This window comes from Dactylosporangium sp. CS-033363 (assembly GCF_050942475.1).
Lineage (GTDB): Bacteria > Actinomycetota > Actinomycetes > Mycobacteriales > Micromonosporaceae > Dactylosporangium.
Map to the genome: position 1 here is coordinate 9,046,365 of NZ_CP192032.1, position 15,407 is coordinate 9,061,771.

The 15,407-nt window shown below is 73.9% G+C and carries 11 protein-coding genes; 4 read left to right on the forward strand and 7 right to left on the reverse strand.

Annotated features, from left to right (window positions below):
- The first annotated feature begins 58 nt into the window (after window positions 1-58).
- A complete protein-coding gene (locus tag ACQPZ4_RS41685) occupies window positions 59-463 on the forward strand; it encodes a GntR family transcriptional regulator (protein ID WP_433049108.1) in 405 nt (134 codons plus the stop codon).
- Between the two features lie 11 nt (window positions 464-474).
- Window positions 475-1,245, forward strand: coding sequence for an SDR family NAD(P)-dependent oxidoreductase (locus tag ACQPZ4_RS41690; protein ID WP_433049111.1), 771 nt, complete (start codon window positions 475-477; stop codon window positions 1,243-1,245).
- 8 nt (window positions 1,246-1,253) lie between these two features.
- Here the strand turns inward: ACQPZ4_RS41690 and ACQPZ4_RS41695 are convergent, their stop codons facing one another.
- The 5 genes from ACQPZ4_RS41695 to ACQPZ4_RS41715 all read right to left on the reverse strand — a co-directional run bounded on the left by ACQPZ4_RS41695 (window position 1,254) and on the right by ACQPZ4_RS41715 (window position 10,905).
- Window positions 1,254-1,934: a PP2C family protein-serine/threonine phosphatase gene (locus ACQPZ4_RS41695; protein ID WP_433049114.1), complete on the reverse strand. Its 681-nt coding sequence runs from the start codon at window positions 1,932-1,934 to the stop codon at window positions 1,254-1,256.
- A gap of 105 nt (window positions 1,935-2,039) precedes the next feature.
- Window positions 2,040-2,702 carry a hypothetical protein gene (locus ACQPZ4_RS41700; RefSeq protein ID WP_433049117.1) on the reverse strand — a complete coding sequence of 221 codons (663 nt, stop codon included), beginning with the start codon at window positions 2,700-2,702 and terminating at the stop codon, window positions 2,040-2,042.
- Window positions 2,703-2,719: 17 nt separating this feature from the next.
- A complete protein-coding gene (locus ACQPZ4_RS41705; protein ID WP_433049120.1) occupies window positions 2,720-7,516 on the reverse strand; it encodes a diguanylate cyclase domain-containing protein in 4,797 nt (1,598 codons plus the stop codon).
- A 632-nt stretch (window positions 7,517-8,148) separates the two neighbouring features.
- Window positions 8,149-9,483 carry an IS4 family transposase gene (locus tag ACQPZ4_RS41710; protein ID WP_433046682.1) on the reverse strand — a complete coding sequence of 445 codons (1,335 nt, stop codon included), beginning with the start codon at window positions 9,481-9,483 and terminating at the stop codon, window positions 8,149-8,151.
- A 543-nt stretch (window positions 9,484-10,026) separates the two neighbouring features.
- A complete protein-coding gene (locus tag ACQPZ4_RS41715; protein ID WP_433049123.1) occupies window positions 10,027-10,905 on the reverse strand; it encodes a LysR family transcriptional regulator in 879 nt (292 codons plus the stop codon).
- A gap of 71 nt (window positions 10,906-10,976) precedes the next feature.
- Between ACQPZ4_RS41715 and ACQPZ4_RS41720 the strand changes: the two genes are divergently transcribed.
- Window positions 10,977-11,774, forward strand: a complete 798-nt coding sequence (locus tag ACQPZ4_RS41720) for an SDR family NAD(P)-dependent oxidoreductase (RefSeq protein WP_433049125.1) — start codon at window positions 10,977-10,979, stop codon at window positions 11,772-11,774.
- On the opposite strand, the gene ACQPZ4_RS41725 is transcribed toward ACQPZ4_RS41720, so the two are convergent.
- Window positions 11,771-13,582, reverse strand: coding sequence for a hypothetical protein (locus ACQPZ4_RS41725; protein WP_433049128.1), 1,812 nt, complete (start codon window positions 13,580-13,582; stop codon window positions 11,771-11,773). The two genes, ACQPZ4_RS41720 and ACQPZ4_RS41725, sit on opposite strands and share 4 nt — an antisense overlap.
- A gap of 128 nt (window positions 13,583-13,710) precedes the next feature.
- Here ACQPZ4_RS41725 and ACQPZ4_RS41730 point away from each other — a divergent pair, with 128 nt between their 5' ends.
- Entirely contained in the window at window positions 13,711-14,256 is a 546-nt protein-coding gene (locus ACQPZ4_RS41730; protein ID WP_433049131.1) for a GNAT family N-acetyltransferase, read from the forward strand.
- On the opposite strand, the gene ACQPZ4_RS41735 is transcribed toward ACQPZ4_RS41730, so the two are convergent.
- Complete coding sequence (locus ACQPZ4_RS41735) at window positions 14,196-15,383, reverse strand: amidohydrolase family protein (protein WP_433049134.1); 1,188 nt, start codon at window positions 15,381-15,383, stop codon at window positions 14,196-14,198. The two genes, ACQPZ4_RS41730 and ACQPZ4_RS41735, sit on opposite strands and share 61 nt — an antisense overlap.
- Between the last annotated feature and the right edge of the window lie 24 nt (window positions 15,384-15,407).

The window sequence follows — 15,407 nt, forward strand, 5'->3', positions numbered from 1 at the left end:
TAAATTCGGACATGCCCGCTGGTTCCATCCGTGTGGCCACTTGGCTACATTGAGGGACGTGGCGCGTTACGACCAGATCGCCGAGATTCTGCGACAGCGGGTTGGCTGCGGGCAACTGGCCGTCGGCGCCGAGGTACCCAGCGCCGACCAGCTGGCCCGCGAGTTCGGCGTAGGCCGCGACACCGCCCTCAAGGCCGTGAAGCTCCTCCGCAACGAGGGCCTGCTCACCTTGGGCCGGGACTGCGTGGTCCGGGTCGAGCGCCGGCACACCAGCGTTGTCGAGCAGCCGGGCACGGTCGTCGACGTCCCGGCCGTCAGCGTGGTGAAGGCCAGGATGCCGACCCCGAAGGAGCGCGAGGAACTCCAACTGGCCGAGGGCGTCCCGGTCCTGGTTGTCTGTCTCGGCGACGTCGAGGAGGTCCACCCCGGCGGCGAGACCGGCATCCGAATGTCTGGCGTGTAGAGGAGCGGCTGATGCGGCGGTACGAGGGAAAGGTCGCACTCGTCACGGCCGCGGCCCAGGGCATCGGCGCAGCGGTCGCCCGGCGACTCGCCGCCGAGGGCGCCGCAGTGGTCATCACCGACATCCGCCCGGACGCCGCCGAGGCGCTGGTCTCGGAGATCGGTGTCGAACAAGCGCTTGCTCTGAAGCTCGACGTAGGCTCCCGTACCGACGTCGACGCCGCGGTCGCCGCAACGCTGGACCGCTTCGGCCGGCTGGACCTGCTGGTCAACAACGCGGGCGGTTGCATCGTCACCTCAGAGCCCGAGGACACGACCACGGAGGACTGGCACGGCCAGCTGGACTTCACCCTGGTGAGCGCGGCCCGCTGCATCCAGGCGGCCCTCCCCCACTTGATCGGGGTCCGCGGCAACGTGGTCACCATCAGCTCGGTGAACGGCCTGGCGGCCTTCGGCGGCGTGGAGTACGCGGCGGCGAAGGCCGGGCAGATCGCGATGACCCTGAACTTCGCGGCCCGCTACGGCCGGCTGGGCGTGCGCTTCAACGTGGTGGCCCCCGGCACGGTCCGCACCCCGATCTGGGACGACCAGGCGGACGACCTGGCACGCCTCGAGAAGCTCTACCCCCTCGGCCGAGCCGGCGAACCGGAGGACATCGCCGCCGCGGTGGCCTTCCTCGGCTCGGACGACGCGGCTTGGATCACCGGCCACACCCTGCCGGTGGACGGCGGCATCCTGACCGGCCCCAACCCCCTGGACCTCGGCCCACCGCCGACCCGGTGACCTGCGAGCTAGATGTTGTCGACCACAACGACGGTGACGTTGTCGCGGCCGCCGGCCAGGACGGCCCGCCGCACCAGTTCGTCGGCTGCCGCCTGCGGATCCTCGCAACCGGTCAGAACGTCCGCGATCTCCTCGTCGGTGAGTTCCAGCGAGAGCCCGTCCGAGCAGACCAGGAACCGCTCCCCCGCCTCAGCGGTCCGCACCCAAAGGTCCGGCCGCGGCCCAGGGTCGGTCCCGAGCGCCCGGGTGATGACCCCCCGCCGCATCGTGACCGCCTCAGGCGCCACGTGGTCGACGGTGAGCTGGTCGAGGGTGCCGGCGCCGAAGCGGTACACCCGGGAGTCGCCCACGTTGAAGACGATCCAGCACTCGTCGCCGTCGACCTTGCCCAGGCAGAGGCCGGCTGCGGTGGTGCCCATGCCGCCCTGCGTCGGGTCGGCCGCCGCCGCGGCGAGGATGTCGGCGTTGGCCTGGATGATCTCGTCGCGGATGTCCAACGGGCCCGGGCCCGCCACGCCGTCCAGGCGCTGCAGGGCCGTCACCGCCAGGTGGCTCGCCACGTCGCCGGCCGCGTGGCCGCCCATGCCGTCGGCGACGGTGAAGACGCACTCGCCGATGTAGAAGCTGTCCTCGTTGCGGCGGCGGACCTTCCCGACGTCGGTGGCCGCGCCGGCCCGGATTGTCGCCATCAGTCCTCCACCGCCCCTGAAACCCTGAACGCCATCAAGATCCCACTAATGTCAAGATCGTGCCATCGGCGGAACGACCGGAGACGGCGGGCCGCCCGGTGGCCATTACACGCCCACCGGCTGCGCGAGCAGTGCCAGCAGGCGGGCGACCACGGTCGCGCGGGCCAGGGGGCGGCCCGGGTCCGGTCGTTCCAACGAGTCGGACATGAACCAGGCACCGGTCGCGCTGCGGGCGACCGCGACGCCCGACTCGTCGGCGGCGCCGGCCTGGGTGCGGATGAGGACCGTGGCCGCGCCGTCGCCGGAGGTGCACAGGTCCAGGAAGCGGATCACGGGGGCGGACAGCGGCTCGGCGGCGTCGATCAGTTCGACGGAGAACAGGCCGTACGAGCCGGGGTAGACCGCAAGGCGGCCCGTCACGCCGGAGAACAGGTGCACGACCACCGGGCGCTCGTCGAGCCAGCCGGCCGCCTCGGTGCTGGTGTGCCGGGTGGCCAGGGCGGCGATCGCGCACTGGACGAACTCCCCCGGCACCACCCGGTCGCCGTCGAGGCGGCACAGGTCGCGGGCGACGAGGGAGGCGACCCCGGAGGCGACGACGATCCCGGTCGACACGCCGGGCTGGAAGTTGAGGCGGCGGCGCACGTCGTCCACCTCGACCCCGCGCTCGGCCGCGGAGCGCAGGACGAACTCCAGCTCCGCGAACGTCAGCGTCACCGGCCCGCCGGCCTGCTCGCCGGTGGGCTGGTCCGCGCGGTGGTCGGCCATTCCCGTTGCTTGCTCCCTCAAAACGCTGAGATTACCGGGGGCCGCAAGCCCGGCGCGACCCGGTTGCGCCCTTCGCGCTTCGCGTCGTACAGCGCGACGTCCGCCGCCTCGACGAGTTTCTCGGGCTCGCCGCCCCCGTACGGCCGGTGCGCGGCCACCCCGACGCTCACCGTGACCACGCCCGGGCCGGTGCGCGGGTGCGGCTCGCCGATCGCCTCGACGGCCGCGCGGAGGCGCTCGGCGGCGACCGTGGCGGCGCGCAGGTCGGTGTCGGGCAGGACGACCGCGAACTCCTCCCCGCCGAGCCGCGCCACGAGGTCGGTGGCGCGCACCGTGTGCTGCAGGGCGGCGGCGACCTTGCGCAGGCAGGTGTCGCCGCCCGGGTGGCCGAAGTGGTCGTTGTACGACTTGAAGTGGTCGATGTCGATCATGGCGACGGCGAGGATGCCGTGCGCGCGGGCGGAGCGCCGCCACTCGTCGCCGAGCCGGTCGGTGAAGCGGCGCCGGTTGGCCAGGCCGGTCAGCGGGTCGGTGACGCTGAGCGTGGCCAGGCGCTCGTTGGCCGCCTCCAGGGCCTCGGTGCGCTCGGCCACCTTGCGCTCCAGCGACCCGTACAGCAGCGCATTGTCCAGCGACACGGCCAGCTGACCGGCGATCAGGTCGACGGCGTCGAGCCGGTCGCCGGTGAACGCGCCGCGGCTGAGCCGGTTCTCCAGCACCAGCATGGCCCGCGGCTGGCCCTGCACGAGCACCGGCAGCACCATGAGCGAGCAGGCGGCGAGCCCGGCGAAGTAGGGGTCGCGGGCGAAGCGGCCGTCCTGGACGGCGTCGGCGACCACGAGCGGCTCCCGCACCCGGTCGGCATAGCGCACCGCCGACACCGGCACCAGTCCCGCCGCGCCGGCCGCCTCCAGCCGCCGCTCGCCCTCGGCCGTCGACAGCCGCCAGGCCCGGGCGTCAGAATCCCACAGCAGCAGTTGTACCGCCGAAGCCCCCGTCATCGCGCTCAGCACCTCAGCCACCTGGTCGCGCAGCCGGTCGAGGCTGGTCTGCGAGGACAGCGCCCGGGCGGCGGCCAGCACGGCCATCAGGTCGATCGAGTCCGACGTGACCAGCGCCTCGGCCGGCCCGTGCGCGGCGCCGCGGGACTCGTCGGCGGCCTTGGCGCGGGCCCCCCACGCCGCGTACAGCCGGCGCGCCTCGGCCAGCAGCGCCTGCCCGGTGTGCGAGAGCCCGGCGGCCAGGTGCGCGCGGCCCATCCGCTCGGTGATGAAGGCGCGGTGCCAGGGGCGGGGCTCAGGCGGTACCAAATCCAGGGCTTCTTGAAACGCGCGCAGCGCCGACAGCGGCTCGGTGCACCGCTCGGCCGCGACGAGGGCGGCCAGGTGCGCGAACGTGCCCGGGTTCTCGGCGGCCCGCGCCCGCAGCCACGCGTGGACGCGCTCGAGCTCCTCGTCGTCGCCCTCCCCGCGGGCCGGCGCGCGGACGCCCTCGGACTCCTCATCGCCGCTCTCCCCGCGGGCCGGCGCGCGGACGCCCTCGGACTCCTCGTCGTCGCCCTCCCCGCGGGCCGGCGCGCGGACGCCCTCGGATTCCTCGCCGGCGCCGGGCCCGCGGGTCAGGGCGAGGGCGCGCACCAGGTGGGCGGCGGCCGTGGTGTAGATGCCGGGGATGGCGCCGAGCATCGTCATCGCGGTCGCGCTGTGCTCGCGCAGGAGCCGCTCGTCGCCCAGCAGCGCGCCCTCGAGCGCCCGGTAGACGTGGAAGTTCGCGAGCGCGACCGGCTGCTTGGCGTAGTCGGGGTCGGGCCGCCGCGGCTCCCCGCGCAGGGCCCGGAGCAGCTGCGCGAACGGCTCGTACGCGAGGGTGCCGATCTCGTTGCGGGTCCGCTCGGCCAGGGCCAGCCCGGCGTCGATCTCGGCCCCCCACGCGTCGAGGGTCGGCGCGCAGTCGAGCTGGGCGGCGATCGAGAAGTCGTACGCGAAGCACGCGTACTGCACGTCGCCCGCGTGCAGGACGTCCTCCCGGGCCCGTTCGAGGGTCGCGACGTTGGCCTCGAGCGGCTCGAACCACGGCTGCACGAAGCCGGCGAAGACGTAGCGGACGCGGGCGGCGGCGAGGAAGTACCCGCGGTCCTCCCCGACGGCGAGCACGTGCCGCGCGACGTCGTACGCGGTCCGGTAGTCCTGCGCCATCGCGGTCACGACCGTCGGGATGCGGCCGAGCCCGGCCATGAGCGAGACGCTCGGCCCGTACTCGACCCAGCGCCGGTGGCTCTCCAGCACGACCCAGATGAAGGCGAGGCGGTCGCAGAAGAACGCCGGGGACAGCATCTTCTCCAGGATCTTGCCGATCCCGGCCTGCAGCGGGGCGCGCTGCTCGGGCCGTTCGTCGCGGCCGAGCGCCACCTCGGCCGCCCACCGGGCCAGGCCGCGCAGCCGCTCGGCGATGGTGTCGCCGAGGTCCGCCGGGCGGGTGACGCCGAGGCGCGCGAGGAGGCGCTCGCCGAGCGCGACCGCCTCCGGGGAGCGGTGCCGGTTGGTGAGGCTGTAGATCTGCACGCAGGTGGCGTCGACGAGTTCCAGCGGCTCGGTGCCGCACCGTTCCAGCTCGGCGTAGAGCTCGTCGGCCTCCGCGAGGCGCCCCAGCTGGTACAGGGTGGCGTGCAGGTCGGTCAGCAGCGGCGGGTCGGCCTCGGCGCCGAGGTCGCGCGCGGCGAGCAGGAAGCGCTCGGCGACGGTGCCGTTCATGAGCCGGATCGCGCCGGCCGCGGCCCGGAACATGCCGGCCACCCGCGCCTTCTCGGCCGGGTCGTCGAGCAGGTCCACGGCGTGCAGGTACTGCTCCGCGGCCAGGTTGTCGTCGCCGACCCGCCGGGCGATGTGCAGGTGCCGGGCCCGGCGCTGCTCGGGGGCGAGCATCCGGTACGCGGCCTGCTGCACCCGGTCGTGCCGGAACCGCACGACGTCGCGCTGCTCCTCCAGCACCAGCAGCCCGTCCTCCAGGGCCGGCACGAGCGCCGCGGCGTCCTCCACGTTGCCCAGCTCCACCTCGCCGCCCAGGCAGGCCAGCGACTGCAGCGCGTCGCGGGTGGCGGGCGGCAGCGCCTCGATGCGGGCCACGACGAGGTCGAGGACGTCGGTGGCGCCGATGTGCCCGCGCACCGCGGTCGGGTCCCAGCGCCAGCCCTCGGCCTCCAGGGTCAGCACCCGGTCGCGGCGCAGCGCGTTGACGAGCTCGACGGTGTCGTACGGGTTGCCGCCGGTGTGCCGCCCGACCGCCTCGGCCAGCCCGGCCGCCCGCGCCGGCTCCAGGCGCAGCATCTCGGCGAGGAACTCGGCCAGGTCGGCCGGCGGCAGGTTCGAAAGGCGCAGCACCGCCGGGGCGCCCGGCTGCCGGGCCCAGCGCGCCTGGGTGGCGGCGAGCGGGTGCGCCTCGTCGACCTCGGCGTCGCGGTACGCGCCGACGACGAGCACCCCGTGCAGCGTCGGGTCGGACAGGATCGCGTCGATGACCCCGATCGGGAACGCGCCGGCCCACTGCAGGTCGTCCAGCACCATCACGACCGGGTGCACCGGCGACGCGACCGCGCGCAGGATGTCCACGGCGGCCTGCTGCAGCCGCGCGCCGACCTCCAGCTCGGAGGTGTCGCCCTCGGGTTCGCTCCGCAGCAGTACCGCGAACTCCGGCAACGCCGCCGCCACGAGCCCGGCGTTGGGCCCGAGCGCGTCGCGCAGCCGCGGCCCGAGGTCCTGCCCCGGCTCGGCCAGCAGCAGCCGGGCGAGGGCGCGCATCGCCTGGCGGGCGGCGTCGGATTCGGCGTCGCGGCGGTACTGGTCGAACTTGCCCATGACGAACCAGCCGCCGCTCGCCGTCACGAGCGGCCGCAGCTCGTTGATCAGCGCCGTCTTGCCGACCCCCGGCGCCCCGGCGGCCAGCAACCCCCGCGTCCGCCCGGCGAGCGCGTCGGCGAACGCCCGGTGCAGCGCCTCGACCTCCCGCTCCCGCCCGATGAGCCGCGACGGCGGGCTGAGCCGCTTGGCGAAGTCCCGTTCCCCCAGTACGGCCGGGTGCGTGCGCAGGTCGTGCAGCAGTCCCTCGGCACTCTGGTACCGCCGGTCGGGCTCCTTCTCCAGCAGCTTCGCGATGATCGGCCACAGCTCGCTGTCGATCGCCTCGGGCGCGGTCGCGAGATGGTCGTGCACGAGCTGCAGCGCCGATCCGGCCTGAAACGGCGGCCGCCCGCTGGCGTACTCGTAGAGCGTCGCCCCGAGCGAGTACAGGTCGGCCCGATGGTCGACGGGCCGCCCGGTCCGCCCCGTCTGCTCGGGCGCCAGGTAGGCCAGGGCCCCCGCGATCTCGTCCTGATGCGTGAATCCGGGCCGCTCCTCGGCGAACGTGGTGGCAAGATCAAAGTCAACGAGCAACGGCCCGCGCGGCGTGGCGTACACGTTGGCCGGGTTCACGTTCTTGTGCACGACCCCGCGGTCGTGCACGTCCCGCAGAATCCGCGCCAGCCCCGCCGCGAGCTCGCGCAGCGCCTCCGCCGCCTGCCGCCCGGCGACCGGCTCCCCGCCGGCGTCCTCGAGCAGCAGGCACGCCCCGTCGCACGGTTCGAGCACCACGGGCACTCCGGCAATCCCGCGCAGCCGCCCCAGGATCGCGCCCTCGCGGCGCAGGCGCTCGGACGCGTCCCCGCCCCCGACCCACTCCTTGCGCACGGCCCGCCGCCCGTCGGGCAGCGTGACAGGCGTGAGCGACTTCGCGCCGGTGCGCGGCAGTGCGCCCAGCCGGCCGGCCGCCTCCTGGTCCACACCGCCCCCATCGGCAGGCCCACGGCCCACTTGACCGTTTTATCCGTTTGTTCCGCCCCACCGACTCGGCGCGGACGGCGCGGACGGCGCGGACGGCGCGGACGGCGCGGACGGCGCGGACGGCGCGGACGGCGCGGACGGCGCGGACGGCGCGGACGGCGCGGACGGCGCGGACGGCGCGGACGGCGCGGACGGCGCGGACGGCGCGGACGGCGCGGACGGCGCGGACGGCGCGGACGGCGCGGACGGCGCGGACGGCGCGGACGGCGCGGACGGCGCGGACGGCGCGGACGGCGATCCTTGCCGTCGTCTCCTCATTCACTGGCGGCTGAGTCTGGTCCGCCGCTGCGGAGCAGGCCGATTCCGGCGTCTCTTCGCGCAGCCGCCGCAACTTCTCGGCATGACGCTGGGCCAGTCCCCAGTCGCAATGCCACGTAGCTTAGTTTGATCTTGTGGTGAGTGGGTGGTGGCGGATGGTTGGGGGTTTGTCGTGGCGGGTGCTGGCTGGTTCGCCGGGTTGTTTGAGGCGGTAGTGGCAGTGCCGGACGCGTTTGATGGCGCGGGGGCAGGTGCGTTCGCGTCGTGGCGGGATGCGGTGGGTGGTGATGTGGTGGAGGTGGTCGGGGAGTTGCTCAGTCCAGTGGTGAGGGGGGAATAGCGGCTGTTCCGGTGGCGGTGCGGCGGATCAGGCGGAGGGTTTTGGTGAAGGAGATCTGGTCGGGGTCGAGGTCGGCGGCGGCGGAGGCTTGGGTGATCAGGGCGGTGACGGCGTGGTGGACGATGAGGTAGGCCCAGATTTCCTGGTGGACGAGGTCGGGTAGCCGGGAACGCAGGACTTGGCCGGGGCCGCGGAGGTGGGTTTTGAGCTGGTCATGGCTGGTTTCTTGTTCCCAGCGCTGGTGGTAGGCGGCGGCGAGTTCGTCGGCGCGGGCGTCGGCGGGGTTCAGGATGGTGGTGGTCAGGGCGATGAGTTCGTGGTGGCCGTCGCCGGCGCGGTCGGGGATGTCGTACTCGATGACGCGGACGAGATGCGCGATCGGTTCGCCGTGGCGGTCGAACGCCTCGGGGATGTGATCGAGGTTGTCCAGGTGGGTGCCGGCGCGGGCGGCGGCCAGCAGCCGGTCCCGGCGTGGGATGAACCGGATCTCGGGTTTGATCAGGATGCTGAGGTAGGTGCCGTCGGGCAGGATCTTGATCACGGGCAGGTGCAGGTTCGTCGGGGCCCGCCACAGCAGCGCCGCGCCGGTGGCCTGCGCCGTCTGCCAGCCGCGCCAGGAGTAGAAACCCCGGTCGGCGGTCAGCAGTTCATCGCCGTGCAGCTGTGGGTAGAGCGTGGCGGCGAGGGTTTTCTCGCCGCTGGTGTGGGTGCCGACCGCGGCGGCGACGAACGCGTGGGTGCCGCACTCGGCGAGGGCCACGACCCGGGCTTTGGGGAACGACGACTGTTTCTCACCACTGCCGGCATAGCCGAACTCCGCCACGTTCGCGGGTGTGTCAGGCACGTCGATCTCGAACCCGTCGATCGCCAGGAGCCGCCACGAGCGCAGGAACGAACCCCGTGCCGCGCCCAGCGCCGCCGCGGCCGCCGCCGGACCGGCCCGCCCGGCGACCGGCCCGCAGGTGCCGCGGAACAGTTCGGCGAACAGTTCACGACCCAGCCGTTTCCGGGCCTGCGTGATCGCCGACGAGGTCGGCACGCTCCAGCCCGCGTCCCAGACCCCGAACCGGTCCAGCGACCCTGTCACCTTCGCGGCGACCTCCTCATAGTCATCGTCAGGGAACAACGCCAACGCAAGCGTCAGATACGCCGTCACATGCGCCGGCAGCTTGCCATCCGAACGCCGCTCCCGTACCCCGCACACCGCCACAGCGTCATCCACCGCATCCCGCGGCACCTGCGAGATCAGCACGCCCAGCGTGACCTGATCAGGACGCACCACCGGCCGATCCACCACCACCGAGGTCATGACCCGCGATCCAAACCGGAACCGCCATCGATGTCACCACACCACGCCGAGCACCCAACAAGATCAACTTAAGCTACGTGGCATTGTCCCCAGTCGCGGTGTCTTTTGTGCTCCTGCCGGAATTTCTCCGTGCTGGCGCAGTAGTTTCTTCGTCTCGTGGTGTCTCGCATTGCTGTCAATTCGGCTCGGCCGAACAATGACATCTGGCCCACGTATTTATTATCTCATCGCGGTGGTTCAAAAGCAATGCGCCGGACCGATGGGCACCACATATGTGCCCTCGCCGGAATGTATAAGCGTGGTCCCGGTAACGACTCTGGTCACCGTTCGATGGTCCAGGAGAGAAATTGCAAAAAAAGGATTCCCGAGTTGCACCACCGAATGATGACCACGACGGACCCGGCAGTCCCCGACGGTCTGGACCACCAACGCTGACCAAAGTCGAACCGGGACCACGCCAACCCTGTGGGCCGCCGACAGGCGGCCCGAACCATCGGACGAGCGCACATATCTGGTGCCCATCGGTCCGGCCCAGAAAAGACATCACAGCGCCACAGCCCGAAGCGCCTCAATCAGCCGAACAGCCGCCTCCGTAACAGGACCAGGCCGCCGCGCGAGGGTGAGCCGCCGAAGCTCCCGAGGCCCACCCCGAACCGGCAGCAGCCGCACCCCCTCCGGAACCGCCGGCGCAAGCGAAGCCGGCACCGTAGTAACCCCAAGCCCCGCCGCCACGAGCCGCAGCTTCGCCAGCCAGTCCCGAGCCGTATGCGCCACCACGGGCCGCCCGCCAAGTCCGGGCCACACGCCCATCAAAGGCCCGTCGATCCAGCGCACCCCACGCAGGTCGGACACGTCGACATGATCGCCGGCCGCCAAGGCGTGCCCCAACGGCAGCGCCACCAGCAGCTCCCGCTCCGCCAGCACCTCGATCTCCAACGGCGGATCCTCGGCATCCGGCGGCCGGAACGGCGGCGCCGCCGCGAGCAGCGCCAGATCAAGCGTCCCGGCCCGCAACGCCCGGACCAAAGCCGCGGTCGACCCCTCGCGGCTCAGCACGGTGATGGTCCCGTCCAGCCGAGCCAGGGCGCGCGGCACGATCACCGCCCCCGCGCTCGGGAACCAGCCCAGCCGGACCGTACCGCCACGAGCGGTCAGGCCGGCCAGATCACGCGTCGCCGCGTCGGCCTCGTCGAGCATGGTGGCGGCCCGGCGCAGGACGATGCGGCCCGCGGCGGTGAGCCGGACGCCGTCCGGGCGGCGGTCCAGCAGGCGGGCACCTGTGGCGCGTTCCAGCGCGGCGATCTGCCGGGACACGCCCGACTGGGTGTAGCCGAGCGCGGCCGCGGCGCCGGTCAGGGTGCCGCGGGCCGCGATCTCGCGGAAGACGCGCAGACCTACGAGGGAGACGTCACCGAAGCCCATGACGAATACGCATACCAGACCTGCGGGACTCGCGTTGGCCGCATGGCCGGAGCGCTCCTAGCGTCGGACGCATGACCACCGCACTTGTCACCGGCGCGACGCAGGGCCTCGGGTACGCCCTGGTCGCCGGGCTGGCCCAGCGCCTGGGTTCGGGCGATGTCGTGTACCTCACCGGCCGTACACCCGCCGCGGCTCTTCCGGAAGGGCGGGCGAAGGTCGTCGGCCTCCATTTCGATGTGGCCGATCCCGGCGCGGCCGAGCGGGTCGCGGGCGAGGTCGGCGAGGTCGACATCGTGTTCGGCAACGCGGTCATGCGGGTCGGGCCGGACGACGAGCCGGCCGCGATCGTGGACGCCTACACGCAGGTGAACAACTTCGGCACGACGCGGCTGCTGCGGGCGTTCGCGCCGCGGCTGCGCGACGGCGGGCGGCTGCTGGTCGTGGCCAGCTCGCTCGGGACGCTGCACCACCTGGCGCCGGTGCTGCATCCGCGGTTCGACGGCCTGGACTCGCTTGACGCCGTCGACGCGGCCACGGCCACATGGCGCGACGAGGTGCTCGACGGGCGGGCCAAGGGCATGGCGTGGCCGGGGTTCGTGAACATCCCGTCGAAGATCGCGCAGGTGGCGGCCGTGCGCGCGCTCGCGGCGCAGCGGCGGGACGAGGACGCGCGGCGCGGCATCCTGCTCGCCGCCGTCTGCCCGGGGATGATCAACACGCCGACGTCGGGGCTGTGGTGGGACGTCAGCGGCGCGCCGACGCCGGACGAGGCCGCGGTGGCGCTGCTGGATCTCGCGCTCGGCGAGATCCGGCCCGGCCACTACGGCGAGCTCGTCCGGCACGGCAAGGCGTTGCCCTGGAAGCCCTAGACGGGCCGGTACGAGCACTGCCGCCCGGTGTGGACCGTCTCGCGCAGGTGCCGCCCGAGGCCGGAGTCGGCCTCCTCGACCCGGCCGATGGCGCGGCGGATCGCCTTGCCCACGGCCACCCGGGCGCGCTCGGCGTTGTCGACGAAGCGCCGGCTGCGCCCGCCGATGCCGACGCTGCCCGCGAGCTGGGCCAGCAGCGCCGCGGTCTCCTCGCGGGCCGCGTCCGCGCGCCGGGTGCCCGCCGCCGACTCGATCTCGGTGCGCAGTTCGGCGACGCGGGCGCGGTACCGCCGCATCGCCTCCTGATCGAGCATCTCCTGCGGCACCGTCTGCGCCCCGGCCGCCCGCGCCAGCCCGGTGACCCCCATCGCCAGCTCGACGGCGGGGATCTCGGTGCCGGCGTTGGCCAGCAGCACGGCCAGGTGCAGCATCCCGACGCTGTGCTCGACGAGCACGGTGCGCTCGCCCCAGCCCAGCCGCCAGTGCTGCCGCTCCCGCACGCACGTGGCGCGCGCGGGAGCGGCCGGGCCGAGCCGGTCGAGCGCCTTGCGCGACTCCTCGGCGGCCGGCCAGTGCCCGAGCGCCCGGTTGTGCGCGACCGCGCGGGTCAGGTGCTGCACGGCGAGGTCGCGCCGGCCGGACACGTCCGCCGCGATACCGAGCGCATGGTGTACCGAACCGAAGCACGCGATCCCGAGACTCACCATGGCCGGGAGCTCGGCGTGCGGGAGCAGCAGCTCGTAGGCCTCGGCGGCCAGGTCGGCGTCGCCGACGAGCCGGGCCGCCTCGACGATGCCGTGCATGGTCACCAGCCAGCTGCCCGAGCGCGGCAGTTCCTTGAGCGACGGCCCGCGCAGCCGCGCGAGGGCGCCCGCGGCCGCGCGCAGCTCCCCCGCCTCGGCCGCGGCGACCGCGTGCACCGCGTAGTACGCGTTGTCCACGATGGACAGCGTCGGGGAGTGCACGAGGCGCTCGAGCATGGGGCGCAGTTCCTGCAGGCGTCCCTGGTACCACCGGATCGCCACGAGATGCGCCCCGTACCACCCGGCGGCGTCGGCGTCGCCGGCCTCCTCGCCGCGCCGGAAGCACGCGTGCGCGGCGCGTTCCGCCTCGGCGAACCGCCCGGCCCGGATCTCGCGCATGACGTCGATGGCGTCGGCGACGTACCCGGCGGCGAGGTGCGGGCGCTGCGCGAGGACGGCCCGCAGCTCCTCCAGCCGGCGCTCGGCGTGCCGGTCGCCGTCGAGGAACAGGTCGGCCGTGCGCCACAGCAGCCCCATCACGAGGTCGCCGCGGCGTCCGGTGCGGGCGCTCACCCCGAGCAGCTCCACGGCGATCTCCCGGCGCAGCAGCCGCTGCTCGGGGCCGAGCAGGCAGTGGTGCGCGAGGCTGAGCGCCTCGGCGTGCGCGACGGGGTCGCCGTGCGCGCGGGCGTCCTCCAGCGCGGCCAGGACCGCGTCGCTGCGGCCCTCGCGATAGTCGCGCTCGGCGGCGAGACGGGCGCGCAGGCGTACCGCCAAAGCCCCCTCGGCCTCGGCCAGCCCCAGCAGCCCGTGCAGCCGCTGCTCCAAGATGGCCGCGTCCGCGCCGATGCGGTGCTCGTGCACCCACACACCGGCGAAGCCCAGTGCCGCCTCGGCCATGCCGGGCACGTCCCCGGCCGCCTCCGCGCGCGCGTACGCCGCGTCGAACCACCCCCGTGCGGTGCTCAGGTCCCCGTCGGCGTGCAGCGCGCGCAGCCCCTCGGCGACCGGTTCGTTCACGATGTCGATCTCGGCGCTGCGGTGCGCGCCGGAACCCGACGTCATTGCGGTTCTCCAACCTCTGCCCGCCGCCCATCATCGTCGAACGCCACCGGGATCGGCCGGTCGGCGACGGGTACTCGACACAGTGCAACCGACCGCGCCGCACAGTGATCCGCCGGTACGCTGCTGCGGTGGAGACCCCGGACGTGGTCCTGCGGCCGGTCGCCGCCGCCGACCTGTGGGTGCTGGAGCGCCAGGCCGACGACCCCGAGGCGGGCGGGCTGTTCAACTGGTCCGGCTACCGCGACATCGCCGCCACCCGCCGCCGGTTCGAGGAGAACCGGCTCATCACCGCCGACGGCGGGTGCCTGATCGTGCAGGTCGCCGGGGCCGCCGCCGGCAACGTGGTGTGGAGCCGGCACACCTACGGGGTGCCGATCTGGGCGTGCTGGAACATCGGCATCGCGCTGCTGCCGGAGTTCCGCGGCCGGGGCGCGGGCGCGGTCGCGCAGCGCATGCTGGCGGCCTACCTGCTCGACACCACGCCGCTGGAGCGCGTCGAGGCCTACACGGACGTGGAGAACGTCGCCGAGCAGCGCTCGCTCGCCAAGGCCGGGTTCACCCGGGAGGGCGAGATCCGCTCGGCGCAGTTCCGCGAGGGCCGTTGGCGGAGCCTTTACCTGTACTCGCTGATCCGCGCCGAACTCGCCGGTGCCACGGCCACGCCGCGCACGTAGACCGCGCGGATGCGGTGCAGTGCGGCCGGATCGGTGAGCGGGTCGCCGTCGACGGCCAGGACATCCGCGTCGTACCCGGGCCGCAGCCGCCCCTTGCGGTCGCCGAGGCCGATCGCCGCGGCCGCGCGGGCGGTGACGGCGTGCAGGCACCGCGCCGGGTCGAGGCCGAGCTGGGCCAGGTGCGCGGGGGCGTCGCGGACCACGTCGTGCGGCTTCATCGGGGCGATGCCGGCGTCGGTGCCGACCACGATCGTCGCGCCCGCCTCGGCCATCCGCCGCGCGTTGGCGACGAGCTTCGGCAGCAGCGCCACCATCTCCGGCGGCGGCCCGACGCTCGCGCCCGGGCGGAAGCCCAGCGTCAGGCTGATCACGATGCCGCGGGCGACGATCTCGTCGAGCAGCCCGTCCGGGATGGGGTCGACGTCGTCGGCGGTCATGAACGACGCGTGCTCGAGGCTGTCGACGCCGGCCGCGACCGCGTCCACGATCGCCGCCGTGCCGTGCGCGTGGGCGGCCACCGGCAGGCCCAGCCCGTGCGCCTCGTCCACCAGGGCGCCGAGTTCCCTCCTCGTGTACTGCGAGAGCTCCCACCGGCTCCCGGGCGTCATCCGGCCGCCGCTCGCCATCACCTTGATCACGTCCACGCCGCGGGCATGCCGCTCGCGGACCGCGGCGCGCATCTCCGCCTCGCCGCGCACGCCCTCGCCGAGGAAGTGGCAGTGCCCGCCCGGCGTCGTCACCGGTACACCCGAAGCGACCACGTGCGGCAGCGTCGGATCGGTGCGCGCGGCGTCGCGGACGCCCAGGCCCAGGTAGCCGGAGTCGCCCAGGTCGCGCACGGTCGTCACGCCGCCCTGCACGGCCCGGCGGCCGGCGGCGCACATGGCGGCGAACGCGTCCGCGGCGTCGCGGGCGGCGAGCGCGGCCACCGGGTCCGGGGAGGCGTCGAAGGCCAGGTGCACGTGCGTGTCGACGAGGCCGGGCAGCAGGGTGGCGCCCGGCAGCTCGAGCACCTCCGCCCCCTCGGGGGCGGGGCCGGGGACGATCTTCCCGGCGTCGATGCAGATCTCGGTGTCGGCGGTGACGGCGGTACCGTCGAAGACGCGCGCGGCGCGCAGAACCTTCATGCCCGCCAGCGTCGCCCCGGCGGG

Bases quoted from the DNA above. Each gene is read 5' to 3' on its own strand.
- ACQPZ4_RS41690 (WP_433049111.1), top strand. From the start codon at position 475: ATGCGGCGGTACGAGGGAAAGGTCGCACTCGTCACGGCCGCGGCCCAG.
- ACQPZ4_RS41695 (WP_433049114.1), bottom strand. From the start codon at position 1,934: ATGGCGACAATCCGGGCCGGCGCGGCCACCGACGTCGGGAAGGTCCGC.
- ACQPZ4_RS41700 (WP_433049117.1), bottom strand. From the start codon at position 2,702: ATGGCCGACCACCGCGCGGACCAGCCCACCGGCGAGCAGGCCGGCGGG.
- ACQPZ4_RS41710 (WP_433046682.1), bottom strand. From the start codon at position 9,483: ATGACCTCGGTGGTGGTGGATCGGCCGGTGGTGCGTCCTGATCAGGTC.
- ACQPZ4_RS41715 (WP_433049123.1), bottom strand. From the start codon at position 10,905: ATGGGCTTCGGTGACGTCTCCCTCGTAGGTCTGCGCGTCTTCCGCGAG.
- ACQPZ4_RS41720 (WP_433049125.1), top strand. From the start codon at position 10,977: ATGACCACCGCACTTGTCACCGGCGCGACGCAGGGCCTCGGGTACGCC.
- ACQPZ4_RS41725 (WP_433049128.1), bottom strand. From the start codon at position 13,582: ATGACGTCGGGTTCCGGCGCGCACCGCAGCGCCGAGATCGACATCGTG.
- ACQPZ4_RS41735 (WP_433049134.1), bottom strand. From the start codon at position 15,383: ATGAAGGTTCTGCGCGCCGCGCGCGTCTTCGACGGTACCGCCGTCACC.